The sequence below is a fragment of the Hyphomonas adhaerens MHS-3 genome, from assembly GCF_000685235.1.
Lineage (GTDB): Bacteria > Pseudomonadota > Alphaproteobacteria > Caulobacterales > Hyphomonadaceae > Hyphomonas > Hyphomonas adhaerens.
In genome coordinates, this window is sequence record NZ_ARYH01000001.1 from 262,451 (window position 1) to 286,265 (window position 23,815).

At 63.7% G+C, this 23,815-nt stretch carries 27 protein-coding genes and 1 tRNA gene; 15 read left to right on the forward strand and 13 right to left on the reverse strand.

Going from position 1 to position 23,815, the window contains the following annotated elements; all coding sequences use genetic code 11:
* Positions 1-16 precede the first annotated feature (16 nt).
* Positions 17-1,132, forward strand: a complete 1,116-nt coding sequence (gene ald / locus HAD_RS01195; RefSeq protein WP_035568835.1) for an alanine dehydrogenase — start codon at positions 17-19, stop codon at positions 1,130-1,132.
* Between the two features lie 75 nt (positions 1,133-1,207).
* Here the strand turns inward: ald and HAD_RS01200 are convergent, their stop codons facing one another.
* Complete coding sequence (locus tag HAD_RS01200; protein ID WP_051595827.1) at positions 1,208-1,741, reverse strand: MlaC/ttg2D family ABC transporter substrate-binding protein; 534 nt, start codon at positions 1,739-1,741, stop codon at positions 1,208-1,210.
* A gap of 341 nt (positions 1,742-2,082) precedes the next feature.
* A tRNA-Leu gene (locus HAD_RS01205) sits at positions 2,083-2,166 on the reverse strand.
* Positions 2,167-2,348: 182 nt separating this feature from the next.
* On the opposite strand from HAD_RS01205, the gene HAD_RS01210 reads away from it, so the two are divergent.
* On the forward strand, positions 2,349-2,783 hold the full coding sequence (locus HAD_RS01210) for a hypothetical protein (RefSeq protein ID WP_156942115.1): 435 nt from the start codon (positions 2,349-2,351) through the stop codon (positions 2,781-2,783).
* Here HAD_RS01210 and HAD_RS01215 read toward each other — a convergent pair.
* From HAD_RS01215 to HAD_RS01235, 5 genes are read right to left on the reverse strand one after another with little or no spacing between them, the layout of a single operon-like run.
* The gene (locus HAD_RS01215) at positions 2,780-3,991 is read right to left on the reverse strand and encodes an acetyl-CoA C-acetyltransferase (RefSeq protein WP_035568837.1); all 1,212 of its coding nucleotides are present in this window, start codon (positions 3,989-3,991) and stop codon (positions 2,780-2,782) included. The genes HAD_RS01210 and HAD_RS01215 overlap by 4 nt on opposite strands.
* 5 nt (positions 3,992-3,996) lie before the next feature.
* Positions 3,997-4,779 (reverse strand): enoyl-CoA hydratase, encoded by a 783-nt coding sequence (locus tag HAD_RS01220; RefSeq protein ID WP_156942116.1) that lies wholly within the window; start codon positions 4,777-4,779, stop codon positions 3,997-3,999.
* A 33-nt stretch (positions 4,780-4,812) separates the two neighbouring features.
* A complete protein-coding gene (locus HAD_RS01225; RefSeq protein WP_035568839.1) occupies positions 4,813-5,301 on the reverse strand; it encodes a hypothetical protein in 489 nt (162 codons plus the stop codon).
* A complete protein-coding gene (locus HAD_RS01230) occupies positions 5,298-6,074 on the reverse strand; it encodes a competence/damage-inducible protein A (RefSeq protein ID WP_035568841.1) in 777 nt (258 codons plus the stop codon). The genes HAD_RS01225 and HAD_RS01230 overlap by 4 nt, the downstream gene beginning before the upstream one ends.
* A 24-nt stretch (positions 6,075-6,098) precedes the next feature.
* The gene (locus HAD_RS01235; RefSeq protein WP_035568842.1) at positions 6,099-7,415 is read right to left on the reverse strand and encodes a serine hydrolase domain-containing protein; all 1,317 of its coding nucleotides are present in this window, start codon (positions 7,413-7,415) and stop codon (positions 6,099-6,101) included.
* Between the two features lie 145 nt (positions 7,416-7,560).
* Between HAD_RS01235 and HAD_RS01240 the strand changes: the two genes are divergently transcribed.
* Together HAD_RS01240 and map are read left to right on the forward strand one after the other, a co-directional pair.
* Complete coding sequence (locus tag HAD_RS01240) at positions 7,561-8,001, forward strand: OsmC family protein (RefSeq protein WP_035568844.1); 441 nt, start codon at positions 7,561-7,563, stop codon at positions 7,999-8,001.
* Positions 8,002-8,063: 62 nt separating this feature from the next.
* The gene (gene map / locus HAD_RS01245; RefSeq protein ID WP_035568846.1) at positions 8,064-8,885 is read left to right on the forward strand and encodes a type I methionyl aminopeptidase; all 822 of its coding nucleotides are present in this window, start codon (positions 8,064-8,066) and stop codon (positions 8,883-8,885) included.
* 3 nt (positions 8,886-8,888) lie between these two features.
* Here the strand turns inward: map and HAD_RS01250 are convergent, their stop codons facing one another.
* Positions 8,889-9,533: a cupin domain-containing protein gene (locus HAD_RS01250; RefSeq protein WP_051595828.1), complete on the reverse strand. Its 645-nt coding sequence runs from the start codon at positions 9,531-9,533 to the stop codon at positions 8,889-8,891.
* Between the two features lie 129 nt (positions 9,534-9,662).
* Between HAD_RS01250 and radC the strand changes: the two genes are divergently transcribed.
* The 7 genes from radC to rnhA all read left to right on the forward strand — a co-directional run bounded on the left by radC (position 9,663) and on the right by rnhA (position 15,997).
* Entirely contained in the window at positions 9,663-10,352 is a 690-nt protein-coding gene (radC, locus tag HAD_RS01255) for a RadC family protein (protein ID WP_051595829.1), read from the forward strand.
* A 107-nt stretch (positions 10,353-10,459) separates the two neighbouring features.
* Entirely contained in the window at positions 10,460-11,968 is a 1,509-nt protein-coding gene (locus tag HAD_RS01260; RefSeq protein ID WP_035568848.1) for a spinster family MFS transporter, read from the forward strand.
* A gap of 32 nt (positions 11,969-12,000) precedes the next feature.
* Positions 12,001-13,482 (forward strand): spinster family MFS transporter, encoded by a 1,482-nt coding sequence (locus HAD_RS01265; RefSeq protein WP_035568849.1) that lies wholly within the window; start codon positions 12,001-12,003, stop codon positions 13,480-13,482.
* A gap of 9 nt (positions 13,483-13,491) precedes the next feature.
* On the forward strand, positions 13,492-14,466 hold the full coding sequence (gene thrB / locus HAD_RS01270) for a homoserine kinase (RefSeq protein ID WP_035568850.1): 975 nt from the start codon (positions 13,492-13,494) through the stop codon (positions 14,464-14,466).
* The gene (locus HAD_RS01275) at positions 14,463-14,957 is read left to right on the forward strand and encodes a hypothetical protein (protein ID WP_035568851.1); all 495 of its coding nucleotides are present in this window, start codon (positions 14,463-14,465) and stop codon (positions 14,955-14,957) included. Before thrB ends, HAD_RS01275 begins: the two co-directional genes overlap by 4 nt.
* A gap of 65 nt (positions 14,958-15,022) precedes the next feature.
* Entirely contained in the window at positions 15,023-15,514 is a 492-nt protein-coding gene (locus tag HAD_RS01280; protein WP_156942118.1) for a hypothetical protein, read from the forward strand.
* Between the two features lie 39 nt (positions 15,515-15,553).
* Positions 15,554-15,997: a ribonuclease HI gene (rnhA, locus tag HAD_RS01285; protein ID WP_035568855.1), complete on the forward strand. Its 444-nt coding sequence runs from the start codon at positions 15,554-15,556 to the stop codon at positions 15,995-15,997.
* Here the strand turns inward: rnhA and mnmH are convergent.
* Together mnmH and HAD_RS01295 are read right to left on the reverse strand one after the other, a co-directional pair.
* Positions 15,994-17,040, reverse strand: coding sequence for a tRNA 2-selenouridine(34) synthase MnmH (gene mnmH, locus HAD_RS01290; RefSeq protein WP_035568857.1), 1,047 nt, complete (start codon positions 17,038-17,040; stop codon positions 15,994-15,996). The genes rnhA and mnmH overlap by 4 nt on opposite strands.
* 152 nt (positions 17,041-17,192) lie before the next feature.
* Complete coding sequence (locus HAD_RS01295; protein WP_035568859.1) at positions 17,193-18,074, reverse strand: hypothetical protein; 882 nt, start codon at positions 18,072-18,074, stop codon at positions 17,193-17,195.
* 374 nt (positions 18,075-18,448) lie between these two features.
* On the opposite strand from HAD_RS01295, the gene selD reads away from it, so the two are divergent.
* Positions 18,449-19,495 (forward strand): selenide, water dikinase SelD, encoded by a 1,047-nt coding sequence (gene selD / locus HAD_RS01300; RefSeq protein ID WP_035568861.1) that lies wholly within the window; start codon positions 18,449-18,451, stop codon positions 19,493-19,495.
* Here the strand turns inward: selD and HAD_RS01305 are convergent, their stop codons facing one another.
* The 3 genes from HAD_RS01305 to HAD_RS01315 are packed head-to-tail and all read right to left on the reverse strand — an operon-like array spanning position 19,496 to position 21,400.
* Positions 19,496-19,924: a hypothetical protein gene (locus HAD_RS01305; RefSeq protein ID WP_035568863.1), complete on the reverse strand. Its 429-nt coding sequence runs from the start codon at positions 19,922-19,924 to the stop codon at positions 19,496-19,498.
* 47 nt (positions 19,925-19,971) lie between these two features.
* On the reverse strand, positions 19,972-20,406 hold the full coding sequence (locus HAD_RS01310) for a hypothetical protein (RefSeq protein ID WP_035568864.1): 435 nt from the start codon (positions 20,404-20,406) through the stop codon (positions 19,972-19,974).
* A gap of 4 nt (positions 20,407-20,410) precedes the next feature.
* Positions 20,411-21,400 (reverse strand): NAD(P)H-dependent flavin oxidoreductase, encoded by a 990-nt coding sequence (locus tag HAD_RS01315; protein ID WP_035568865.1) that lies wholly within the window; start codon positions 21,398-21,400, stop codon positions 20,411-20,413.
* Positions 21,401-21,542: 142 nt separating this feature from the next.
* Between HAD_RS01315 and HAD_RS01320 the strand changes: the two genes are divergently transcribed.
* From HAD_RS01320 to HAD_RS01330, 3 genes are all read left to right on the forward strand, one after another.
* Positions 21,543-22,457, forward strand: coding sequence for a 5'-nucleotidase, lipoprotein e(P4) family (locus HAD_RS01320; RefSeq protein WP_035568866.1), 915 nt, complete (start codon positions 21,543-21,545; stop codon positions 22,455-22,457).
* Between the two features lie 3 nt (positions 22,458-22,460).
* Positions 22,461-23,195, forward strand: coding sequence for an alpha/beta fold hydrolase (locus HAD_RS01325; RefSeq protein ID WP_035568867.1), 735 nt, complete (start codon positions 22,461-22,463; stop codon positions 23,193-23,195).
* A 200-nt stretch (positions 23,196-23,395) separates the two neighbouring features.
* Complete coding sequence (locus tag HAD_RS01330; protein ID WP_035568868.1) at positions 23,396-23,779, forward strand: hypothetical protein; 384 nt, start codon at positions 23,396-23,398, stop codon at positions 23,777-23,779.
* Positions 23,780-23,815 lie beyond the last annotated feature (36 nt).

Sequence of the window (23,815 nt, forward strand, 5' to 3'; positions counted from 1 at the left end):
CCCTCAGGAGGCTTAAATGCGCATTGGCGTTCCAACAGAAATCAAGAAGCAGGAATCTCGTGTCGGACTGACGCCGGAAAGCGTCGGAGAACTGGCGCGCGCCGGCCATGAGGTCGCCATTCAGGATGGCGCCGGGCTCGGCTCCGGTTTCTCGAACGAGGATTATACGGCGGTTGGGGCCAGGATCCTGCCGGATGCCGATGCGGTCTTCAAAGCCTCTGAACTGATCGTGAAGGTGAAGGAACCCCAGCCGGAAGAGACCGCACGCCTGACGCCGGACCATACGCTCTTCACCTATCTCCACCTGGCGCCCGATCCTGTGCAGGCCGCAGGCCTGATGAAGTCCGGATGCCTCGCCATCGCCTATGAGACCGTCACCGATGCGCAGGGCGGCCTGCCGCTGCTGCGCCCGATGAGCCAGGTGGCCGGACGCATGTCGATGCAGGTTGCGGCCTGGGCCCTGATGCGCACCAAGCGCGGCCGCGGCATCCTGCTGGGCGGCGTGCCGGGCGTGATGCCGTCGAAAGTGGTCATCATCGGCGGCGGCGTCTCCGGCACCCATGCAGCCGAGATCGCGGTTGGCATGCGCGCCGACGTCACTGTCTTCGACCGCAACAACAACCGCCTCGCCGAACTCGACGAACAGTTCCGCGGCAGCCTGAAAACCATGTACTCCACCGCCCATTCGCTGGCCGAGGCCATCAAGGACGCCGACCTTGTTATCGGCGCCGTGCTGATCCCCGGCGCGGCCGCGCCGAAGCTGGTGACCAAAGCCCAGCTGAAAACGATGAAGCCCGGCGCCGTGCTGGTCGACATCGCCATCGACCAGGGCGGCTGTTTCGAAACCAGCCACGCCACCACGCATGAAGACCCGATCTATGAAGTCGACGGCGTGCTGCACTATTGCGTCGCCAACATGCCCGGCGCCGTGCCGCGCACGTCGACCTACGCGCTCAACAACGCCACCCTGCCCTTCGTGATGCAGATCGCCAACAAGGGCGCGCGCGAAGCGATCAACGCCAACCCGCACCTCGCCAACGGCCTGACGGTGGACGGTGGCAAGATCGCGCACGAGGCGGTCGCCCATGATCTGGGTGAAGACTATGTCCGCCCGACCTGGCTGAAGGACTGATCCCGGCGAAAACCGGATGCAAGACAAGCAAAAGCCGTCCGGCATGACCGGACGGCTTTTTCATTGGAGGCAGTGTCAGGACAGCGCGGCGATCGCGTCGTCGATCGTGGCACGCGGCCGGTCCAGGATCGCGCTGATCTGGGCACGCTGTTCGATGGCCAGCCACAGGCCCAGCACCTCCACATCCACGACGCGCCATTCGCCGTTCCGCTCGATCACACGCCAGCGCACGGTCATCGGGTCTTCGCCCTTTGGCGTGACCCGGGTGGCGACGATCGAGTCGGTTTCACTACGGTCCGTTGACCCCAGCACCTCGATCCTGGCGTCCTGGAACGTGTCGGCATTGTCCCGGAATGTTTCGGCCAGGAAAGCACTGAACGCGTCCGTGAACCGGGTCTGTTCCTCGGCGCTGACACGGCGGGCGTGCTTGCCAAGGGTAAATCGCGCCACGGCGGCAATGTCGATCGAACGGGTAAAGGCTTCCTCGCCTTTCACCGGATCGGCGATATCGGCAGCGGCCCCGGCGATGAGTGCCTCGGCGTCAGGCCCCGCCAAAGCTGGCAAAGGCGCCAGGGCGATGACAGCGGATGCGATGAGCGTGCGGATCATTGGACTCAATCCTTCGGGTTGAACGACACACTACATATGGCGTGCCACCCCGCGGAGTTCCCCGCTTAACTATATAGTAATCATGCAAATCGCGCATGGACCCGCCCCCTTGAAACGCGCGAATCCGAATCAGGCGCGGCTTTTGTGCCACATCGTAACAATTCTGTTTCAAGCTGAACCGATACAGACCCGGCTGTGCCTTTCCCGACACAAAGCCCTGTCCCGGCGGGGATTTTTGGTAAACCGGCCGGTAACCATAAAAAGAAAGCCCTGGACGCGTTTGCTTTGAGGCGCGGAAGGCCCGGACCGCACGCCGAAAAATTTTACGCTAGGAATACAGGTGGTGCGCGCTGTGGGACTCGAACCCACACTCCCGAAGGATGGGGATTTTAAGTCCCCTGTGTCTACCATTCCACCAAGCGCGCGAACCGTCTGGTTGCCTTTCTGGCATACACGCACAATCCGCCACAACACCATGTGTCATCGCAAGCAAGCTGTGTATTTCCGCCAGGCAAAAGCGGGCGTTGAGCCGCAGCGGGGTGGACTTGGCAGACCTTGCCGGGCGATGCTGCCAGGCACGTACCGCGACACCCGGCCGGAGGAAACCATGCTGAAAGCCCTGCCCTTCCTGTGGTTCATGCTGGCGGCGCTGGGGGCCGCTGCCCAGCTGTTCGTGGCGCGCATGTCAGGCGGCGAGGCCATGGGCACGATGCTGTTCAGCGCCGCCTCCATGGTTCTGAACATAACCGTCAGCACGATCGGCATGGCGCTGGTCTACCTGCTGATCCTGCGCACCCGGCCATCCACTTCCGTCGCGATCATCGGCTACAGCCATTTGTTCCTGGCAGCCGCCGCCTATGTCGGCCAGACGGTCGGGACGCTGGAGCGCAACCGCTATCTGGCCGGCACGGGCGACATGGCCGCCGCAGGCTATGCCTACACCGCCGGCGGCCTTGCCAGCCTGTTGGCAGGGATCGTCTTCATCCTGGCGCTGATCGTGGCGCTGAATACGCACCACGAACGCCTTGAGGATATTTTCTAGACGACGCGCTCGAACACGGCTGCCAGGCCCTGCCCGCCGCCGATGCACATGGTCTCGACACCGTAACGCGCCTCCCGGCGGTCCATCTCGCGCAGCAGCGTGGTCAGGATGCGCACGCCCGTACAGCCGACCGGATGGCCGAGCGAGATGCCGGAGCCGTTCACGTTCAGGCGGGTCATGTCATCATCGCTGAAGTTCAGCGCCTTGGTGCAGGCCAGCACCTGCGAAGCGAAGGCCTCGTTCAGTTCGAACAGGTCGATGTCCTTCAGCTCCAGCCCGGCGCGTGCCATGGCTTTTTCCGAAGACGGCACCGGGCCGATGCCCATGACTTCCGGGCCGACACCGGCCACCTGCCAGGACAACATCCGGCCGAGCGGCTTCAGACCGTATTTTTCGGCCGCCTCACGCGTACAGACGATGCAGGCGGCGGCGCCATCATTCTGGCCGGAGGCATTGCCCGCCGTAACGGTCGCGTCCGGGTCCACCTTGCCGCGGATGGCGCGCAGGGTGGAGAGTTTTTCAATCGTCGAGTCGGCGCGGATGTGCTCATCCTTGTCCACCACCGTATCTGCCTTGCGGCCCTTCACCGTGAACGGAACGATCTCCTCATCGAACTTGCCGGCGGCCTGGGCCGCAGCGGCTTTCTTGTGCGAATTGTAGGCGAATTCGTCCTGGGCTTCGCGGGTGATCTGGTAATCGCGGCGCAGGTTCTCTGCCGTTTCGATCATGCCGCCCGGTACGGGATGGTGCTTGCCGCCCGCGGTGTAGCGCCCGCGCGACAGGCCATCATGCAGGGTCAGCCCGTCGCCCTTCAGGCCCCAGCGCATTTCAATGGAAAAGAACGGCGCGTTTGACATGCTCTCCGCCCCGCCCGCGATGACGAGATCGTTCGCGCCGGAGCCGACCTGCATGATCGCATTGATGACTGCCTGCAGGCCCGAGCCGCAGCGCCGGTCGATCTGGTAGCCGCCGGTCGATGTGGTGAGGCCGGCATCCAGCGCCACCATGCGCCCGAAGGCCGGGGCTTCCATAGTCGGGTAACATTGCGCGAACAGGCAGTCTTCCACCGCCTCAGCCGGCAGGCCCGTGCGCGTCATCAGCTCACTGATGACATGGCTTGCCATCTCGTGGGCATGCACAGTCTTGAAGCTGCCGCCGAAGCCCCCGACCGCGGTGCGTACGGGTTCACAGATTACAACGTCTCTCATCAAATTTATCCTTGCTGGTCGCGGCCACGGGCGGTGACCTGTTTGCGGGCTTCTTCAACGGAATCGGCGGTGACGGACTCGGCGTGCTCGATCGAGCGGCGCACTTCTTCCTTCATCGCGTCGGCGAACGGCATGCCGTAACCGTCATCGATCAGCGCCTTGTACTTCTTCAGCATCACAGGCTGCGTGCCGCACATTTCATGGGCGAGTTTCATCGCCGCCGGCACCAGTTCGTCTGCCTTGTAGACACGGTTTACGAGGCCCCAGCGTTCCGACATTTCCGCATCAATGAAATTGCCGGTGAAGGACAGTTCCTTGGCGCGGCTGATACCGATCAGGCGCGACAGTTTCTGCGACAGGCCCCAGCCGGGCACGATGCCGACGCGGGCATGCGTGTCGGCGAACTTCGCATTCTCGGACGCCAGCAGCACGTCGCACATCAGGGCCAGTTCGAACCCGCCGGTGATGGCAAAGCCGTTGATCGCGCCGATGACCGGCCACGGATACGCTTCAATCGCGGCGAGGATGTTGATTGCCTTGGAGTCTTCATCTGCGCCAAGGGCAAAGCCGGTCTGGCCGGCCTCTTTCAGGTCCACCCCGGCGGTGAAAGCCCGGCCTGCACCCGTCAGCACGACGGCGCGGATATCGGGATCGTCCTTCAGCTCGGTGAACACCCGCACGATCTCGGTACGTAGTGCACGGCTGAGCGCGTTCAGCGCGTCCGGGCGGTTGAGGGTCACAAGCGCAACGGGTCCGTCGCGCTCAACAAGAATAATGTCGTCAGCCAAGATGGCCTCCTTTTTTCGTCAGTCTGGGAATTGTCAGGCCGGTTTCCGGCGCAGCAGGTTTATGATGGCGATGATCAGGGCGACAAACGCGATCGCCGCAGCCAGGAAGAAAAGACCGAATTTCAGGGGCGTCAGCCACTCTTTCGTATCCAGGAAATTTGCCGAGCCATTCAACGCCAGCGCCTGGACGGTGTTCTCGGTCAGATCCACGATGATCGTTGCGAAGGCCGGCACGGCGGCCGCCTTGCCGAAACTGCCGAAGAAGCGCAGCGCCATACCGGCGAGAAACCCGCCATAGGCCAGCGGATAGGCGGTATCCAGCAGCACGGTGACCCAGAAGTGGGCGTTACGCTGGGCCTCTGTCATCCCGGCCACGATCTCGCGGGCCTGTATGGCCGATGCCGACGTGTCGAGATACGTGCCGCCAACGGCGGTCCTGAACACGCCGAAGCCGAGTCCGATGACGATCATCAGGACAAACAATGTCCAGATAACCGGTGTCCGTTTCAGAAAGTCTGTCATGATTCCGCGTCCTCCAGCCGCTCGGGTCTTACGCCCGCTTGTTCGATGATCGCCGACAGTTTCGCGGCGACCTCTTCAATAAGCGCTTCATGGAGGGTGGAGGCAACAAGGTGCACGCCATTGTCGCCCACGGTCCGGAACCAGGGATAGGAGCCGAAGGACACTTCCGGCATCTCTTTCGCCAGTGCGCCCAAGGGTTCGGCGATGTCCCCTTCCCGCAGGCCCGTGCCGCGGATCGTGATCTTGTGGACCACGGCGCCCGTTTCGAGACGGGGACCGATATCTTCCAGCATGGCGCGGGCAACCTGCGGCACGCCGGCCAGCGTGAACACGTTCCCGGTCTGGAAGCCCGGCGCGCCGGACACCGGATTGGCGACAATTTCCGACCCATGCGGAATACGCGCCATGCGCCGGCGGGCCGGCGTGTATTCGGTGTCCATGGCCTTGTACCGCTCGGCCAGCATGGCGGTCACTTCCGGGTGTTCGGAAATGCCGACCCCGAACGCCTTGGCGATGGCGTCGGCCGTGATGTCGTCATGCGTCGGCCCGATGCCGCCCGTGGTGAAGACATAGGTGTATTTCGCCCGCAATTCGTTCACCGCTTCGACGATCTCGTCCTCGATGTCCGGCACGGTCCGGCTTTCGCGCACGGGGATGCCCAGCGGGGCCAGATAGGTCGCGATCTGCTGCAGATTGATATCACGGGTCCGTCCGGACAGGAGTTCATCCCCGATCAGCAGGACGGCGGCGGTAGGCGAGCTGCGGTCTGTCATGCCAGTTCCATCTCCCAAGCAGCGCTACTCTGCAAGCGCGCGATAAACGAGTTTGGCGGATTCCGACCGCATGTCCCGGTCGAGGCCGCCGGGGAAGCGCTGGATCATGCCGACAAAAAACAGGTCGTTGACCGGATCGATCCAGAACCAGGTGCCTGCCGCGCCGCCCCAATAGTAAGTGCCCTCCGGCTGGCTGGCCCCGGTCGCCGACGGATCGACATAGACCGCGAAATCCAGTCCGAATCCGTGCCCCGCCATTCGGGGATTGGGACTCACACCGTCGGAGAACAGGCTCACGCCGTCCGGCAGCACATCGGTGCGCATCAGTTTCACCGTCTCGGGTTCGAGGACGCGGACGCCGTTCAGCTCACCGCCATCGACCAGCATCTGGCAGAACCGGGCATAGTCGCCCATGGTCGAGACGAGGCCGTGCCCGCCCTTTTCCATGCCGATCTCGCCTTCCCGGTACGCGAAGCCGGGCGCCTCGATCGGTACCAGCTCGCCGGTCTCGGCGTCGGGCGTGAAAACGTCGGAGAACCGGCCGCGCTTTTCCTCCGGCACATAGAAGCCGGTATCGGTCATGCCCAGCGGGCCGAAGATCTCGTCCTGCAGGTATTGGCCAAAGCGCTTCCCGCTCAGCTTCTCGACGATATAGCCCTGCACATCGACCGCCGTGCTGTAGGCCCAGTTGGTGCCGGGCTGGTAGAGCAGCGGCACGGTGGCGAGCCGTGAAATGTAGGTGTCCATGTCCGGCGCGCCCAGCACTTCGGCCTCGGCGAACATCTTGTTGACCGGGTCGTCACTGAACAGGCCATAGGCAAACCCTGCCGTGTGGCTCATCAGCTCGCGCATCGTGGCGGGCCGGTCGGTGTTGACCAGGATCGGCTCACCGGCATCGTCATAGCCTTCGAACACTTTCAGACCGGCCAGTTCGGGCACGAATTTCGTGATCGGATCGTCCAGGCTGAAGGCGCCGTCTTCATACAGGGTCATCAGGGCAACGCCCGTGACCGGTTTGGACATGGAGTAGATGCGGAAGATCGTGTCCTCGGTGATGGGCGCCTCATCTGCGGCCCGCCGGATGCCGTACTGGTCGTAATTGATGACCTGTCCGTCCTTCACCAGCAGGGTGGAGATGCCCCGCACCCGCCCGTCATCGACCGATTGGCGCATGGCGGCATCCAATGCAGCCAGTCCGTTTGCGGAAAATCCCGCCGGGGATTCCGTAGCGTCCAGATGGTCAAACGCAATCGCCGCCGGTTCAGTGGCAGGCGTCGTGGTGCAAGCCGTTACGCCCAGAATGGCCAGGGACGACAGAAATACGCTTGGGCGCCAGTTCACGGACTTATCCTCCCTGCCTCAGATCGGAGGCTTTTTTTCTTTGCTTCCGGGCACACTACAGAGATCAGCGGCCGGGCGCCAAGCCGGAACGTTACGGCATCCTGTGCATTGATCCTTCAGATCCTGCCACAAAAGGAGAGTCCCCATGAAACGCACCGCCACCGCCGTCTGGAAAGGTAACCTTCGCGAAGGCACCGGCACGCTGGATACACAGAGCGGCGCCCTCGACGCCCATCCCTATTCTTTCAAGGCGCGGTTCGAGGATGAAAACGGCAAGTCCGGCACCAATCCGGAGGAACTGCTGGGCGCGGCCCATGCCGGCTGTTTCACCATGCAGCTCTCTCACCTGCTGGCCGAAGCAGGTCATCCGGCGGAACAGCTGAAGACCAGTGCGACCGTTTCGGTCGAACCGAAGGATGGCGGCGGCTTCGAGATCACGCGCAGCGCCCTCAGTCTTGAGGCGAATGTCCCGGGCATCGAACAGGACATATTCGAGGCCATTGCGGGCAAGGCCAAGGCGGGATGCCCCGTCTCCGTTGCGCTGGGCGGCGTTGAAATCACACTGGAAACCCGCCTCGACCGCTGACCGAGGGTGGAAATTTTCTGCTTTTGCTGCCACATTCGGCCCAGACAGCAGAAAGTTCACCGATGACCGACACCAACCTCCTCCTGCCCATGCGCACGGGCGAAATCCGCATTCACGATGCCGAAGGCTTCGAAGGCATGCGCAAGGCCGGGCGTCTGGTGGCGGAATGTCTCGACATGCTGGTGCCTGAGGTGAAGCCCGGCGTGACGACCGAGCACCTGGACAATCTGATCCGCGACTTCGTGCTGGACCATGGCGCGACCTCTGCCACGATCGGCTATCGCGGCTATCGCCACGCTTCCTGCATCTCGCTGAACCACGTCATCTGCCACGGCATTCCGGGGCCGAAGCCGCTGAAAGAAGGCGACATCGCCAATATCGACGTGACCCTCATCATCGACGGCTGGCATGGCGACCATTCGCGCATGTTCGGTGTCGGCGAGGTGAAACGGAAGGCCGAGCGCCTGATGGATGTCACCTATGAAGCCATGATGGCCGGCATCGCACAGGTGAAGCCGGGCAACCGCTTCGGCGATATCGGCGGCGCCATCAGCGAGATCGCCCGCAAGAACCGGATGTCCGTGGTCGAGGATTTCTGCGGCCACGGCCTCGGCCGTCTCTTCCATGACGAACCGAACGTGATCCACTCCGCCGACTACAATACCGGCCCGGAACTGAAGCCCGGCATGTTCTTCACCGTCGAGCCGATGCTGAACCTCGGCCGCAAGGACGCCGCCATCCTGCCGGACGGCTGGACGGCCGTGACGCGCGACCGCCAGCTCTCGGCCCAGTACGAGCATTCCGTCGGCGTGACCGAGGACGGCGTGGAAATCTTCACGACCAGCCCCAAAGGCTGGCACCAGCCGCACAAGGTCGACCTCTAGGCTCTATTCCTGTTTGAGTTCCGGCGGAGGCGGCGGCGCGTAGAACGGCGCGGCGGCTTCCGGCATCTGATCCATTGAAATGATGATGCCATGCTCGGCAGCGAGCTGGCCGATCACGGCGCCGGCCTCTTCGGCATTGGCAGGCCTGGCTTCGGCAATCCGCGGCGCAGCACTCGCCATGAATGCCTCGAAGGAGCTGCCGGTCGTGGTCATCAGCAGTTCGGTCGGCGTGTCGCTGCCATTCCAGAACATGTGTGTGTGGCCCCGGTTGAGGGCCGCAAAATCCCCCGGCTTGAGGCGCAGTGTCTCGCCATTCGACAGGACGTCCAGCGTGCCGGAGAGGACGTAGAAATACTCATCCTCAAGGCTGTGCGTGTGCGGCGGCGAGCCGGGGCTCTTCGGCGGCAGCAGGAATTCGTAGATCGTCACCTCGCCGGCCGATTCCGCGTTCGACAGAAGCAGGCGGACCGGATGGAAGGGATTGTCCACCATCTCGCCCGTGGCGGCCCGCACCAGTTTGTCCGGATGATCGCCATGGTCCGACATGGTCATGGCATGATCATCCGCATGTTCGTGCGGGTGCGCGCCATGTGCACAAGCGGCAAGGCCAAAGGCCAGCGCAGGCAGGATTGCTGTGGTCAGTTTCATGCAGGCTTCCCCCTTTTCTTTTCCGGCCTCTTGGCGGGCCGTAAGGGAAACGCTTCCACAAGAACCTGCCCCCGGCAAGCGCGCCAAACCCACTTTGTCGAAACGGATTTTCGTGGTTTCTCCGCAAGGATGAAAACCGGAACGGACAAACCTCACTGGCAGGGCCATCGCGAGCGTCTGCGCGGCAAGCTGCTGTCACGCGGGGCCGCGGCGCTGGACGATTACGAGATTCTCGAAGTCCTGCTGATGGCGTTCATCCCCCGGCGGGACGTGAAGCCCATCGCCAAGGCGCTGGAGGCAAAGTTCGGCAGCCTGTCCGGCGTGCTCGCCGCCCCGGCCGCCGATCTCGTCAAGGTCGACGGCGTCGGCGAGACCGTGGCCGCCTATCTGAAAGCCGTCGCCGAAATGCAGAGCCGCGCTAGCCTGCAGGAAATACGCAAGCGCGAAGTGATCTCTTCCTGGTCTGCCCTGCTGGAATATGTCCGCCGCGAGATGCAGCACGAGACGCGGGAGCAGTTCCGTGTGCTTTTTCTGGATCGGAAAAATCAGCTGATTGCCGACGAGGTGATGAGCCAGGGCACGGTGGATCATGCGCCGGTCTATCCGCGCGAGATTGCCCGCCGGGCACTGGAGCTGGCCGCCTCCAGCCTGATCCTGGTGCACAACCACCCTTCGGGTGACACGACGCCCTCGCGCGCCGACATCGACATGACGCGGGAAATCATCGACGCCCTCATTCCCTTTGAAATAGAGGTCCATGACCACCTGATCGCCGGAACCGGCGGCGTCACCAGCTTCCGATCTGCAGGCCTGATCTGATCGTTACCTTACGATAAGGCTTGCAGCGGGCGCACGGGGCACTACCGTGGTGACACTGCCAGCAAATGCTCCGATCAGAAGGGCAACGCTGCATCGGAGGAGACTACATGAGCGATACGACAGCCGGCCAGGCAGCTCAGCCTGGCCATATCACCGGTTTTGGCTCTCGTGGCTACAGGACGTACGTCCTGATGTCGCTCATGCTGGTTTACACGCTGAACTTCATCGACCGGTCGCTGATCGGCGTGGTCGGTCAGCCGATCATGGATTCCTTCGGCCTCAGCGACGCGCAATGGGGCCTGCTGAACGGCCCGCCCTTTGCCCTCTTCTACGCCCTGATGGGCATTCCGATCGCCATGTGGGCCGACCGCGGCAACCGCGTGTTCATCATCGGGCTCTGCATCATCATCTGGTCGATCATGACGGCGCTTTGCGGCTTCGCTGCGGGCTTTATCTGGCTGCTCCTCTTCCGCGTTGGCGTGGCCATCGGTGAAGCCGGCTGCACACCGCCTGCCAACTCCCTGATCACGGATTACTACCCGCCAAAGAGCCGCGCCAACGCGCTCGGCATCTATTCCATGGGTGTTACAATTGGCGGCGTCCTGGCGCAGCTGTTCGGCGGCACGATCGCCTCCATCAAGGGCCCCGACATGGGCGCCTGGCTGCATTCTCTCGGCCTCGGCTTCATGTTCGATCACCTCAACTGGGAAACGGTTGAAGGCTGGCGCATCGCCTTTGTCGTCATCGGCGCGCCCGGCGTCCTGATCGCCGCGATGATCTGGTTCACGATGCGGGAGCCGCCGCGCGGACACTCCGACGCGCCGTCTCTCCACATTGAGAAAGCCGGCATCCTCGAAGCCTTCAAGGAATTCGGGCGCAAGCCGACCTTCTGGTCGCTGTCCCTCGGCGCGGCCTTTGTGGCCTTTGTCGGCTACGGCCTGTTTGCCTTCCAGACGCCGTTCCTGATGCGGGTCCACGGGGTCAGCCTGCATGACGCTGCCGTGAAATTCGGCGCGCCGCTGTCCGCTGTGGCTGCGGGTGGCACGTTCCTCGGCGGATACCTGGCCGAAAAGCTGTCGCACCGTTACCCGGCCGTTTCGGCCTGGCTGCCCGGTGTCGGCCTGCTGATTGCCGTGCCGGCCTATTCCATCGCCTTCCTGACCACTTCACTGACTGTGGCAATCTTCTTCTGGGTCATCGCGGCCGTCACGCACTATGCCTATCTGGGCGCCCAATACACGGTGGGAACGGGCATCGTCAGCCCGCGTGCCCGCGCGACGACTATCTCAGTCCTGCTGTTCATCGTCGCCCTCATCGGCAACGGTATCGGCCCGATGTTCACCGGCTGGATGAGCACGCATTTCATGTCTTCGAGCCTGGCGGCCCAAGGCCTTTCGGACCAGTTCGCCAGCTTCGAGCCGAAATTCTGCGGCGTGAATGTCGACCAGCTCGGCGCCGACGGCCCGGCCCTCTGCTCGGCCTATGCCGAAGGCCTGCGCCATTCCATGGTCGCCACGGTGATGATCTTCATCATCGCTGCTGCGTTCTACTTCCTCGCCGCGCGCACCTTCATGCGGGACCGCTATGACCCGGCCGCACCTTCCGGACAAGGATGATTTCGAACCCGGCCCATTAACAGGAGACGCCCATGACTGACGCCGCCTTGACCCGACCGGGACACGAAACGGGATACGGATCCTCCGGATACCGTGCCTACGTCCTCAGCGCGCTTCTTGTCGTCTACATCTTCAACTTCATCGACCGGTCGATCTTCGCGATCCTGACCGAGCCGATGAAGACGTCGCTGAAGCTGGAAGACTGGCACATGGGTGTGCTGGGCGGCCTCGCCTTTGCGATCTTCTACACAACGCTTGGCATTCCGATTGCGCGCCTCGCCGAACGGCGCAGCCGGATCGGCATCATCGTGATAGCGCTGTCCCTGTGGAGCCTGATGACCGTCATGTGCGGCTTTGCGATGGGCTTCATGTCGCTGTTCATGTTCCGCCTGATGGTGGGCGTCGGCGAAGCGGGCTGCACCCCGCCGGCCCAGTCGGTCATCGCGGACTATTTCAAACCGTCCAGCCGGGCGACAGCCGCCTCGATCTACGCGCTCGGCGTGCCGCTTGGCGGCATGATTGCCGGCCTCGCGGGCGGCCCGATCAATGACTATGTGACCGGCGACAATGTCCACGCCCTGCTGGACAACTGGGGCTGGACCTGGGCGGTCGAGATGATCGACTGGAAGAGTTTCGAGGGCTGGCGCATCGCCTTTATCGCCGTCGGCCTGCCGGGCGTTGTGCTCGCCACGATCATCGGCATGACCATCAAAGAGCCGCCGCGCGGCTATACGGATCCGCCGAACGCCTCCGGCATGCCGACGGAGCGCTCGGGCTTCGTGGCCGCGTTCAAGACGCTGATGAAGAAGCCGACCTATGTGCATGTCGTCACCGGGGCGGCCATTGCCTCCTTTGCCGGCTATGGCATCGCGCAGTTCTCGACCTCCTTCCTTCGCCGGACGCATGGCCTCAGCCTGACCGAAGCGGCCCTGATCTTCAGCCTTGTCATCGGCCTGATGGCGGCGATCGGCGTGTTCCTGTCCGGCTTCCTGGCCGACAAGATGTCGGTGCGCCATCCGAAGGCCCTGTCCTGGATGCCGGCGCTGGGCATGGGCCTGTCGGTGCCGCTCTACTGGCTCGGCTATCTCGCCCCGACGGTGCCGCTGATGCTGCCGCCGCTGATGGCGGCCGCCTTGCTGCACTATTTCTATCTCGGCCCGATGTATGCCGTCTCGACCGGTGTGGCCGACGCGCGCACGCGGGCCACCGCCGTCGCCATCACCCTGTTTGCCGTGAACCTGATCGGCATCGGCCTTGGCCCCACCCTGATCGGCATCCTGTCGACCGTGCTGAAAACCATGATGCTCGGCGGGCATGACCTCGGTCTGACGCTGGAAATCTGCAAGGATGTGACCGGCCTGCCGGACGCCCAGGCAGCGGCCTGCAACAGCGCCAATGCCCGCGGCCTGCAATGGTCGATCATCATCTTCGCGTCGCTGTATGGCTGGGCGGCCCTGCATTATCTGTGGGCTGGGAAGACGCTGCAGCGTGACATGATCACCCGGTCGGCTTAATCGGGTGGCATGGCTGTCTACACTCAGGTTTCCGACGAGGCGCTCGCCGCCTTCCTGACCGAATACGATCTCGGCGCCCCGCTCTCCTTCAAGGGGATCGCGGAGGGCGTCGAGAACTCGAACTATTACCTTGAGACGGAAAAGGGCCGTTACATTCTCACCCTGTTCGAGAAGCGGGTGAATGCGGACGACCTGCCCTATTTCGTCGGCCTGAAACAGCACCTGGCCGCAAAAGGCTATCCCTGCCCCTCGCCCATCGCCGCGCGGGACGGCAAGGCGCTGCGCACGCTGGAAGGCCGCCCGGCGCTGGTCGTCACCTTTCTGGAGGGCCTGTCGCCCCGCAAGCCGAACGTCACCCAGTGCCGCCAGCTTGGTGCGGGCATGGCGCGCATGCACATGGCGCTCGCAGATTTCGGCATGGAGCGCGCGAACAGTCTCGGCCCGGCCTCATGGCCGCGCCTCTGGGCCGGGCGGGAAGCCGACGCGGACGCGCTGCAGCCCAGCCTCGCCGACGCCATCGCGGGCGACCTCGCCGCCATCGCCGCCGCGAAACCCCACGCACTGGACCTGCCGCGCGGCACGATCCATGCGGATCTGTTTCCCGACAACGCCTTCTTCCTGGGCGACACATTCTCCGGCGCCATCGACTTCTATTTCGCCTGCACCGATGCCCTCGCCTATGACCTGGCCATCTGCCTCAATGCCTGGGCCTTCGAGGATGGCGGCGCGTCGCTCGACTATAATTTCTCCAAGGGCGCGGCCCTGATCGCAGGTTATGAAAGCGTGCGCCCGCTGGAGGCAGCGGAGCGCGCCGCCCTGCCCGTCCTTTGCCGCGGGGCGGCCCTGCGCTTCTTCCTCACGCGGCTCGTCGACTGGTCGTCGACACCGGAAGGTGCCCTCGTAAAGCCCAAAAACCCCCTCGAATATGCCGGACGCCTCGCCTTCCATCGCAAAGTGGAAACGGCAGAAGGCTATGGTGCATGACACGGGACTGGAAACAGTGGCTGAGGCTGATCCTCGCTGTCCTGTTTACGCCGATCCTCGCTGCGGGTCTCATCGCGGCGGGCCTCGCCATGGTGATCATGCCTGATCTGGTCTTTCGCGTCATGATCGACTCGACGACGACCCGCCCGGCCACGCTGCCGGAAATCATGGCCAGCCTGTTCGGCTTCGGCGCTATTGGCGGGGGGCTTGGTGTTGTCCTCGGCTGGCCCGCCATGATCCTTGGCGGCCTGCCCGCGCATCTCTGGCTGGTGCACAAGGGCCGGACAGGCTGGCGGACCTATGCCCTGGCCGGCCTCGTCATCGGCACACTCGTCATGCTGGTCTGGCTCCTCGCCACGGGAGACCTGCGACACCCCTTGCGGGCCCTGAATGTCGGCCCGCTGCTGCTGTCCGGACCAGTGACCGGCGTCCTCGCCGCCAGCCTGTTCTGGTTTATCGCGCGCCCGGCACGCAGCCGTCTCACACCGTGACCCCGGTTCCGGACCCGCCGCTTCCCAGCTATGCTGGCCCGGCCGCGCGGCGGAGTTTCAAACGGGTGAAACTTGCCCTGTTCCTGTCATCGCTCGCCGCCTGTCTGTTTGTCACAATCATCGGCGCCGTCTCCACGCGCATCCTGATTCTGGCCGCGGGCATCACCGGCGCAGCGACCAATTACAATATGCTGAGCGATGGCAGCTTTCTCGGCGGGCTGAGCGGCGCGTTTCAGCTGGCGAGCTATAATTTCCTGCTCTTCTTCATCAATGTGCCGGCCGCCTGGCTGGCGCTTGGCTTGTCCATCGGGCGCCTGCCTTATCGCGGCATCATGCACCGCAAGCCCTACGTCCGCTGGGGCAGTATCTGGGGCGCGATCCTGGTCGGCGGCACGACAAGCCTGTTCGGTTTCCTGGCGGGTTTTGTCAGCGGCACCGGCGCCCTCCTTGGCGGCGCCTTCATCGGCGCTCTCGCCGGCGCGCTTTGCGGTCTTCTGTTCTACGCTATCGTTAAACCTGCCAACCAGCTCGCCGAAGTGGACGTGGGCGTCTTCTGACGCTTGACGGTTCCGCCGAAGCCAACCACCTGAAAGCCCATGACTGACAAGATTGAAATCTGGACCGATGGCGCCTGCAGCGGCAATCCCGGCCCCGGCGGCTGGGGCGCACTGATGCGCTGGAACGGCCATGAAAAAGAACTCTGGGGCGGCGACAGCGCGACCACCAACAACCGGATGGAAATGCTGGCCGTCATTGAGGCGCTGAATGCGCTGAAGGGCCCTTCAAAGATCACCCTGCACGTCGATTCCACCTATGTGAAAGACGGGCTGACCAAGTGGATCCATGGCTGGAAGAAGAATGGCTGGAAGACGGCCGCGAAGAAGCCGGTCAAGAATCAGGACCTCTGGATGGCGATGGACGAAGCCTGCCAGCGCCACGACATCACCTGGAAATGGGTGAAAGGTCATGCCGGCGACCCCGGCAACGAAAAAGCCGATGAACTCGCCCGCCGCGGCACCGAAGAAGCGCGCGGTCGTTAGGCGAGCAGCTGCGCGGCGGCAGCATTGAAATCTTCCTCGCCGGTGCCTGTCATCTCGATCACCGTTTCCGGCTTGTCTTCCCGCCGCTTGCGGCTGCGGGCATAGAGCGGGTCGTAGTGCTGCTGCATCAGCTGGCGGGCCAGTTCCCTGAAGTCGCCCTGCCCGGCCAGCGCCAGCCACGCTTCGATCGTTTCCTTCGACTGGATGCCTTTCAGCTTGCCGATCGCGGCGGCAAGGCGCGGCGCGTCTGCGATAATGTCCGCATACGTCCGGACAAGAAAGTCTGCCCGCACGTCGAGGCTCATATGCATTTCGATCCGCGGCGCGGCCAGCATGCTCCGCCACAACCGGCGCGGCACGCGGCGCTGTCCCACCAGGGCGGACTCGGCCTCCACAAAGACCGGTTTTGACAAATCCATGCGGCGCAGCTGGTCCCAGATTTCGGTTTCGAACAGGCGCTGGGCCGGCTGGGTGCCATCGCCCATGTCGCCAAAAGCGGAGCCGCGATGATTGGCCAGCCCCTCAAGATCGATCACCTGCCCGCCCTGCGCCGCCAGCGCATGCAGCAGCGCCGTCTTGCCCGTGCCGGTCTGCCCGTCGATCAGGTGCACCGGCAACAGCGGCTCATCGCAGTCGAGCCCGGCGACCACGTCCCGCCGCCAGGTACGGTAGCCGCCCTTCACCACGCCAGTCGGCCAGCCGACGGACGACAGGATCGTCGCCATCGCATTGGAGCGCATCCCGCCCCGCCAGCAATAGACGAGCGGGCGCCAGCTTTTCGGCTTGTCGGCCAGCGCCGTTTCCAGATGATGGGCGATGTTGCGCGCCACGATGGCCCCGCCGATCCGGTTGGCCCTGAACGGGCTTTCCTGCTTGTAGATCGTGCCGACCTTTGCCCGCTCGTCATTCGATAGCACCGGCAGGCTGATGGCGCCCGGCATGTGGTCATCCGCAAACTCGGCGGGCGAGCGCACATCGATAATGGCGTCATAGCGGGCCAGGTTTTCCGGGCTGAGATCGGTGACGGTTTCGAGATAAGGCATCGGGAGAAGAGGTAGCAGGTTTTGCCCGCCCGGCCAGCTGGCATATTGCGGCGCGCAGGCCCAGAAACGAAAGGCCCGAAAACAAACAGGCTCCAAAACAAACGGGCCCGGCATTCCGCCAGGCCCGTTCGCATTGTGCTCGCAGGTTTTCCCTATTGCGATACGTAGGCGTAGTTGCCCGTGCCTGTCTGGACACCCTGATAGATGTTCCCATCCCCCGACTGGAGGATATCGGCCGCATTGCTCGTGCCGCTCTGGTCCATCGTCGCCGCGTTCAGATTGCCGGTCTGAGTCAGGTCGACATCGTTCAGCGCGCCGGTCTGGTAAAGCCGGACCGAGTTCTCGTCGCCCATCGTCACCGACCGCGCGAGGTTGAAGTCGCCCGTCTGCTCAATGACCGTGCCCTGCGAGAAGGCCTTGCCATTGTCGTTGCCGATCTGGGTGACTTCGGAAACCGTGTTGTCGTTGCCCGACTGTTTGACGAAGATTCCTTCGTCCCGGTCATAATTCACCAGCGTGCCGCCATTATTGGTCCCTTCCTGGTAGACGAGATTGACCGCGTTGCGGGCCCCGCCGCCCTGAACGATCCGGGCCGAGTTCCAGTCACCGATCTGGTCGATCTGGGTGAGCGAGGAAAACGAGCCGCCATTCTGGGAAATGCCGGCACTGTTGCGGTACCCGATCTGCTGGGACTCGCCGACCACATGGCCACCGCCATTGGTCTGCGCGATATTCAGGCCGTTGCTGTTCCCGATCTGGTCCACCCCATCGCCCGAAAGGCCGACCGTGCTGCCATTGCCGTGACCGGCCCCGCCGAATTCACGCTGGTTGATCCTGACGGAATTGTCGTCCCCCAACTGATTGACCGGATCGACTTCCGTGCCAACCTTCTGGTCACTGTCGAATTGCCGGATGTCGAGCGAGTTCCCGGTTCCATCCTGTGTTGTGTATGCTTCATTATTGTCGGCCCACGCAGCTTCTGCTGTGAGACCGATCAGTGCTACGCCCGCGACGAGCGCCAGTCGCATTTTCATGGCGATTTCTCCTGTTTGATGGGTGCCCTGGGCACCTGAAGGCATGCCTTTTCGCCGGAGCGAAACGCACACATTCACGGAAGCAATTTCTGGATATGCATCCCCTCCCCAAGGCATGTCGCATCCGTCTTGGATGCGCGTTAACCATAATTTAGTAATCCAGAATTGCAAACGCTTGCGTTGTGACCGGGAAAGATCTGCGCCGCTGCCGCCCGCACGTCATGGCCTGCCGGCGATCCGGGTCAGGACAATCCGCCTGCCCGCCCGTCCTGTCATGTTTTCAACAGGTCCCGCCGGATGCAGCGCGCCCTGACTGCCCGGTTCCCCCCAGCCGGGCGGCGCGCTAAGGTGGCACACCAGGCCGGAGATTTTTTATGCCAGATACACTCGCTGAGCCCCGACTCACCTCCCTCGCCCATGGTGGCGGATGCGGCTGCAAGCTCGCGCCGAACGTTCTGGCCGATATTCTTTCGGAAATGCCGCTCGCCATCGGCTCGAAGGATTTGCTGGTCGATGCCGGCACCAGCGACGATGCGGCGGTCTACCGGATCAACGAGACGACGGCCCTTGTCGCCACGACCGATTTCTTCACGCCCATCGTCGACGACCCGCACGCATTCGGGCGGATCGCGGCGACCAATGCCCTCTCGGATGTGTTTGCCATGGGCGCCAGGCCGATCTTCTCCCTCGCCATTGTGGGCATGCCGATCGGGCAGATCTCCCCCGAAACGATCCGCGCCATCCTCGCCGGCGGGCAGTCGGTGGCGGAGACGGCCGGAGCGCCGGTCGCGGGCGGACACTCGATTGACGCGGCCGAGCCGATCTATGGCCTCGTCGCCATGGGCCTGGTGGACCCTGCCCGCATCCTGATGAATTCAAACGCAAAGCCGGGCGACGTGCTGATCCTCGGCAAGCCGCTGGGCATCGGCATCTATTCGGCCGCATTGAAGCAGGAAATCCTGACCCCTGCGCACTATGAAGAGATGATCGCCTCGACCACGCGGCTGAACACGCCGGGGACGGATCTTTCCGCCATGGACGGCGTGCACGCCGCCACCGATGTTACCGGCTTCGGCCTGATCGGTCATGGCAGCGAAATGGCCCGCGGCGCGGGCGTGTCACTGGTGATCGAGAAAGCAAAGGTGCCTGTGTTCTACGGCGCGCGGGCGCTCGCCGAAGATGGCGTGAAGACCGGCGCCTCCGGCCGCAACTGGGACTCGGTGAAACACCTTGTCACGGGTGACATGACAGACGTAGAGCGCGACCTGCTGTGCGATCCGCAGACCAGCGGCGGCCTGCTGGTTTCCTGCGCGCCGGAGGTGGCAGACGATGTGCTCGCCCTGTTCGCCCGGCATGGCCATGACGGCGCCGCCATTGTCGGCCGCGTCGAGGCCGGGGCGCCATCGGTTCAGGTCACCTGATCAGCTGGCACCAGCACCGGCGCACAGGCCGTCATCCACGATAAGTTGTTCGCGAATGGTCTCGACATATTCGCCGGCCGTCTGGAATTCGGCCTCGCTGACATCAAGGGCCGTTCCGCCCTCCGCATTGTCGATCAGATTGCCGGCCGCCTTCAGGCTGAGATTCTGTTCCTTGCGCGCGTCAGCCAGAACCTGGGTCACCTTGAGAATGGCCGCCCGGTCGTCTGTGCTCTGTTGATCGAGCGCTGTCGCATAGCATGCGCAATAGTCGGCAACGGTCTTGTCCTTCTCCGCGAGGTCGGCTTCGACCTCGGCATCGCCGCCGAGCATGGCGGTGCAGATGGCCGCGGGCTTTGCCCCGGCGGAATTGGACATGCCGCAGGCAGCGAGCGCCGCGCAGGCCCCCATCAGAATGGAAATCCGTTTCATGTGAGCTCCTTCTACAGTCATCAGCCAGAGAACCATAAGAGCCGGATCTAGGACGCTCGGCAACTCTGCGGGTCGTGGCGCGCCCGTGACAGCGAATCCTCAATCGGCTGAGCGCCCTGCTTCAGGGCGCCTTCCGGAATCCCGTAAAGGCTGCCGTCGCGGTCATCTTCCAGCAATTCGGCCACATCTTCGGTCGAGCGGCCGGTGCCCTCCCGCATCTCGATCACCTTGCGCATCAGCGCGAAAGTCTGAAGGCGCGTTTCCTCGTCGAGACCGGCTTCGATGGTGACGAAACAGGCGCAGAAATCACCGAGGTCTGCCCCGTCCCAGGCCAGCCGCTCTGACATGCTCGTATCGCCCGCGGACATCTGCTGGCACAGCTCAAGCGGCTGCACAGCCGGTTCCGCCGGCGCGCTGGCGCAGGCTGACAGGATCAGCCCGGCCAGCAGGCCCGCGGAAAGCTTCAGATTTCCCCACCCCATGAGATCAGGCCGGAACCTTGCCGCCAAGCATGCCCATCATCTGGTTGGAGATGATGTCTTCAGCCTCGGCCATGATCCGGTCCATCAGTTCCTGAACGGTCGGGATGTCGTGGATCAGGCCCGCGACCATGCCGCAGCTCCACGCCCCGGCATCCATTTCGCCTTCCACCATGATCTTCGGATAGACACCGGCGACTTCGGCGATGATGTCCTCGAACTTGATGTTGGTTCCAAGTTCCTTCTCCTTCTCCAGGAGACGCTCGACGCCGGCATTGTTCAGCACACGCTCGGTGTTGCGCAGCGGACGCATGACGAGGCGCGTGTCCAGCTCGCTCGCCGCGACGATCGCCTGTTTCACGTTCTCGTGCACCGGGGCTTCCTTCGTGGCGATGAAGCGCGTGCCCATGTTCATGCCCTGCGCGCCCATGGCGAGCGAGGCGACCAGCGAGCGGCCATCGGCCATGCCGCCGGAGGAGATGAACGGGATTTCCAGTTCGTCAGCGGCGCGCGGCAGCAGGATGAAGTTCGGCACGTCATCCTCGCCCGGGTGGCCGCCGCATTCGAAGCCATCGACCGAAACGGCATCACAGCCGATCGACTGGGCCTTCAGCGCGTGGCGCACAGCAGTACATTTGTGGATCACCTTGATGCCGGCGCCCTGAAGGTGCGGCAGCACGGAGGACGGGTTGTTGCCCGCGGTTTCCACGACTTTGACGCCGCCCTTGATCACGGCCTCGACGATGGCCGGGTAATCCGGCGGCGTGGTCGATGGCAGGAAAGTGATGTTCACGCCGAACGGCTTGTCGGTCATGTCCTTGCAGCGGGCGATCTCGTTGGCCAGATCGGCCGGGGTCTTCTGGGTCAGCGCGGTGATGATGCCGAGGCCGCCGGCATTGGACACGGCTGCGGCCATTTCGGCAAAGCCGACATAGTGCATGCCGCCCTGCACGATCGGACGCTCGATACCCAGCATTTCGGTGAGCTTGGTCTTCATGGAATGTCTCCTCCGGTCACGGTTTGCCCGTATCCTTGGCCGAACGCTGGCGCCCCGGCAAGAGTGACGAAAGGGAACCTTCCGGGCCAGTTGTCGCGATCCCGAGATAGACTTCTCCGCAGGATTGAAGGAGACAGTGGGTATGAAACATCACATTCTGCTCAGCACTGTCGCCCTTCTTGCCGCCTGTCAGACCGCACCGGTGGCCCCTGCCCCGACGGAAACCACCACCGTTGAAGTGATCGAAACCGTGGCCCCGCCGGCCGCGCCGACACAAGGCCAGCAATGGCTCTACGGGTCGGCCGAGGCCCGTATCGCCCTGAAGCAGGACTGGAACGCCATCGCCGCCTATGTCGAAGCGAAAGCCGCGAGCCGCCCGAACACCAGCGTCGTGCTCGCCCCGGTGACGGAAGACGGCGCCACGGCCGAAACCGCCGACTTCCTCGCCTGCGATGCCGACCAGCCGCTCGCCGCCGTCTTCGATGCCGACGAAACGCTGATCTGGAATCTCGGCTCGATGGGATATTTCACCCGGTCGGGCGTCGGCTTCGACCCCGCCATCTGGGACCAGTGGGAGAAAACCGGCGCAGGCAAGGCCGTCGCCATTCCGGGCGTAAAGGACGCGTTCAAACGCATCCGCAATGCCGGGGTGGAGATCATCGTCAACACGAACCGGTCCAACACCAACGTCCAGGGCTCTGCCGACACGCTGAAGGCCGCGGGCCTCGGCGAGTTCGCCCATGGCCAGACCCTGTACCTGCGCGGCGACGCCCCCGGCGGCAGCGGCAAGGACGGGCGCCGCTACATGATCTCTGACACGTACTGCGTCATCGCCCTCGCCGGTGACCAGCTGGGCGACATTGCCGACATCTTCAATGACGACGCCCTCACCCCGCCGGAGCGCAAGGCCCTGACCGCCGCCCCGGCCTTCGACCAGATGTGGGGCAATGGCTGGTTCATCCTGCCGAACCCGGTCTACGGCCCCTCGCTTGCGGGCACGATGGATGAGGTCTTCCCCGAAAGCACGGACTGGGCGCCCCCAAAAGCGGAGGAATAGGCGATGAAGGTCTTCATTCATGGCGTGCCGGACACGCCGCATCTCTGGAAGCCGCTGATCGCCGCGCTCGGCCTTCAGCCAGCAGACTATTTCGCCCCCGCCCTGCCGGGCTTTGGCACGCCGGTGCCGAAAGGCTTTGCCTGCACCAAGGACGCCTATGTCGACTATCTGATCGCGGAAATCGAGAAGCTGGACCAGAAGATCGACCTGGTCGGCCATGACTGGGGCGCGCTCCTGTCCCAGCGTATCGCCAGCGTGCGGCCGGACCTGATCCGCACCTGGTGCGTCACCAATGCCGTGATCGACCCGGAGTATCGCGGCCACCGGACAGCGAAGATGTGGGCGACGCCCCTGCTCGGCGAATTCGTCATGCTGAACATGCGCAACAAGCCGCGCCTGGAAGCGACCCTCATCCAGGGCGGCATGCCCGCAAGCCTCGCGAAGGAAGAAGTGCCGCTGATCGACAAGACGATGCGCCAGTCGATCCTGAAGCTCTACCGCTCCGCCATCGGCCTGCGCTTCTCCGGACCGTGGGTCAGCGACCTTGCGAACCTGCCCTCCCCCGGACAGCTCTTCTGGGGCGAGACCGATCCCTTCGTGGACCTCTCCGTCGCCGAGCGCTTCTCGAAGGCGCACAACGTGCCCCTGCATGTCGAAAAAGGCACCGGCCACTGGGCCTGCGCCGACCGGGCAGAACAGTTCGCAGAGGTCCTGACAGCCCTCTGGGCGAAGGGCTGATCCGGTATCGTCGCCTATAGTCCGGTATGGTCATGATTGGTCATGCCTGATCATGGCGTAGACGGATTTCGTCCCCTGGCGGTCGGGGAAGACGCAAGTGGGACGCTTATCCACCAGCTGGCAGGAGTGAACCTGCCGTCCTCATTGCCGCAAAAACAAACTTATCCGACACCTCTGTGTCCGGATGTATATTCGCGCACATGTCACTGTTGCATCCGCCTGCCGGATTCCCGGCCCATCTTGTCTTTTTCTGGCCCCTGATCTGGTGCCAGGTGCTGCTGCTCCGCGCCGCGGTGCGGGCGGCCTATGGAAGCGGCGTGCAATATCATTGGAGCGTGTCGCCGAACGGCCGCGTCTTCCTGACATCGATTGACTGGATGCCGTCGCAGAAGACGGAACGCCGCGCGCTGACGCCGTCCCCCTATTTCAATGACCGTCTCGCCGCCGCCTGCGATGGCCGCGCTGCGGCGCCAGACTACGCCAGCCTGCAGGTGCCCGCCGGGGTTCCCGTGCTTGCGGCGCCCATGCGCCAGCCAATGTCAGCCCGCCCGCGAACGCAGGACTTGCCCCTGCCGGAAACCTGAATTTGCAGAAAACCCGAAAACCCAGCTCCCCCGCAA

Coding starts and splice junctions, on each gene's coding strand:
- ald (WP_035568835.1), top strand. CDS start 17: ATGCGCATTGGCGTTCCAACAGAAATCAAGAAGCAGGAATCTCGTGTC.
- HAD_RS01200 (WP_051595827.1), bottom strand. CDS start 1,741: ATGATCCGCACGCTCATCGCATCCGCTGTCATCGCCCTGGCGCCTTTG.
- HAD_RS01210 (WP_156942115.1), top strand. CDS start 2,349: ATGCTGAAAGCCCTGCCCTTCCTGTGGTTCATGCTGGCGGCGCTGGGG.
- HAD_RS01215 (WP_035568837.1), bottom strand. CDS start 3,991: ATGAGAGACGTTGTAATCTGTGAACCCGTACGCACCGCGGTCGGGGGC.
- HAD_RS01225 (WP_035568839.1), bottom strand. CDS start 5,301: ATGACAGACTTTCTGAAACGGACACCGGTTATCTGGACATTGTTTGTC.
- HAD_RS01230 (WP_035568841.1), bottom strand. CDS start 6,074: ATGACAGACCGCAGCTCGCCTACCGCCGCCGTCCTGCTGATCGGGGAT.
- HAD_RS01240 (WP_035568844.1), top strand. CDS start 7,561: ATGAAACGCACCGCCACCGCCGTCTGGAAAGGTAACCTTCGCGAAGGC.
- map (WP_035568846.1), top strand. CDS start 8,064: ATGACCGACACCAACCTCCTCCTGCCCATGCGCACGGGCGAAATCCGC.
- HAD_RS01250 (WP_051595828.1), bottom strand. CDS start 9,533: ATGAAACTGACCACAGCAATCCTGCCTGCGCTGGCCTTTGGCCTTGCC.
- radC (WP_051595829.1), top strand. CDS start 9,663: ATGAAAACCGGAACGGACAAACCTCACTGGCAGGGCCATCGCGAGCGT.
- HAD_RS01260 (WP_035568848.1), top strand. CDS start 10,460: ATGAGCGATACGACAGCCGGCCAGGCAGCTCAGCCTGGCCATATCACC.
- HAD_RS01265 (WP_035568849.1), top strand. CDS start 12,001: ATGACTGACGCCGCCTTGACCCGACCGGGACACGAAACGGGATACGGA.
- thrB (WP_035568850.1), top strand. CDS start 13,492: ATGGCTGTCTACACTCAGGTTTCCGACGAGGCGCTCGCCGCCTTCCTG.
- HAD_RS01275 (WP_035568851.1), top strand. CDS start 14,463: ATGACACGGGACTGGAAACAGTGGCTGAGGCTGATCCTCGCTGTCCTG.
- rnhA (WP_035568855.1), top strand. CDS start 15,554: ATGACTGACAAGATTGAAATCTGGACCGATGGCGCCTGCAGCGGCAAT.
- mnmH (WP_035568857.1), bottom strand. CDS start 17,040: ATGCCTTATCTCGAAACCGTCACCGATCTCAGCCCGGAAAACCTGGCC.
- HAD_RS01295 (WP_035568859.1), bottom strand. CDS start 18,074: ATGAAAATGCGACTGGCGCTCGTCGCGGGCGTAGCACTGATCGGTCTC.
- selD (WP_035568861.1), top strand. CDS start 18,449: ATGCCAGATACACTCGCTGAGCCCCGACTCACCTCCCTCGCCCATGGT.
- HAD_RS01305 (WP_035568863.1), bottom strand. CDS start 19,924: ATGAAACGGATTTCCATTCTGATGGGGGCCTGCGCGGCGCTCGCTGCC.
- HAD_RS01310 (WP_035568864.1), bottom strand. CDS start 20,406: ATGGGGTGGGGAAATCTGAAGCTTTCCGCGGGCCTGCTGGCCGGGCTG.
- HAD_RS01315 (WP_035568865.1), bottom strand. CDS start 21,400: ATGAAGACCAAGCTCACCGAAATGCTGGGTATCGAGCGTCCGATCGTG.
- HAD_RS01320 (WP_035568866.1), top strand. CDS start 21,543: ATGAAACATCACATTCTGCTCAGCACTGTCGCCCTTCTTGCCGCCTGT.
- HAD_RS01325 (WP_035568867.1), top strand. CDS start 22,461: ATGAAGGTCTTCATTCATGGCGTGCCGGACACGCCGCATCTCTGGAAG.
- HAD_RS01330 (WP_035568868.1), top strand. CDS start 23,396: ATGTCACTGTTGCATCCGCCTGCCGGATTCCCGGCCCATCTTGTCTTT.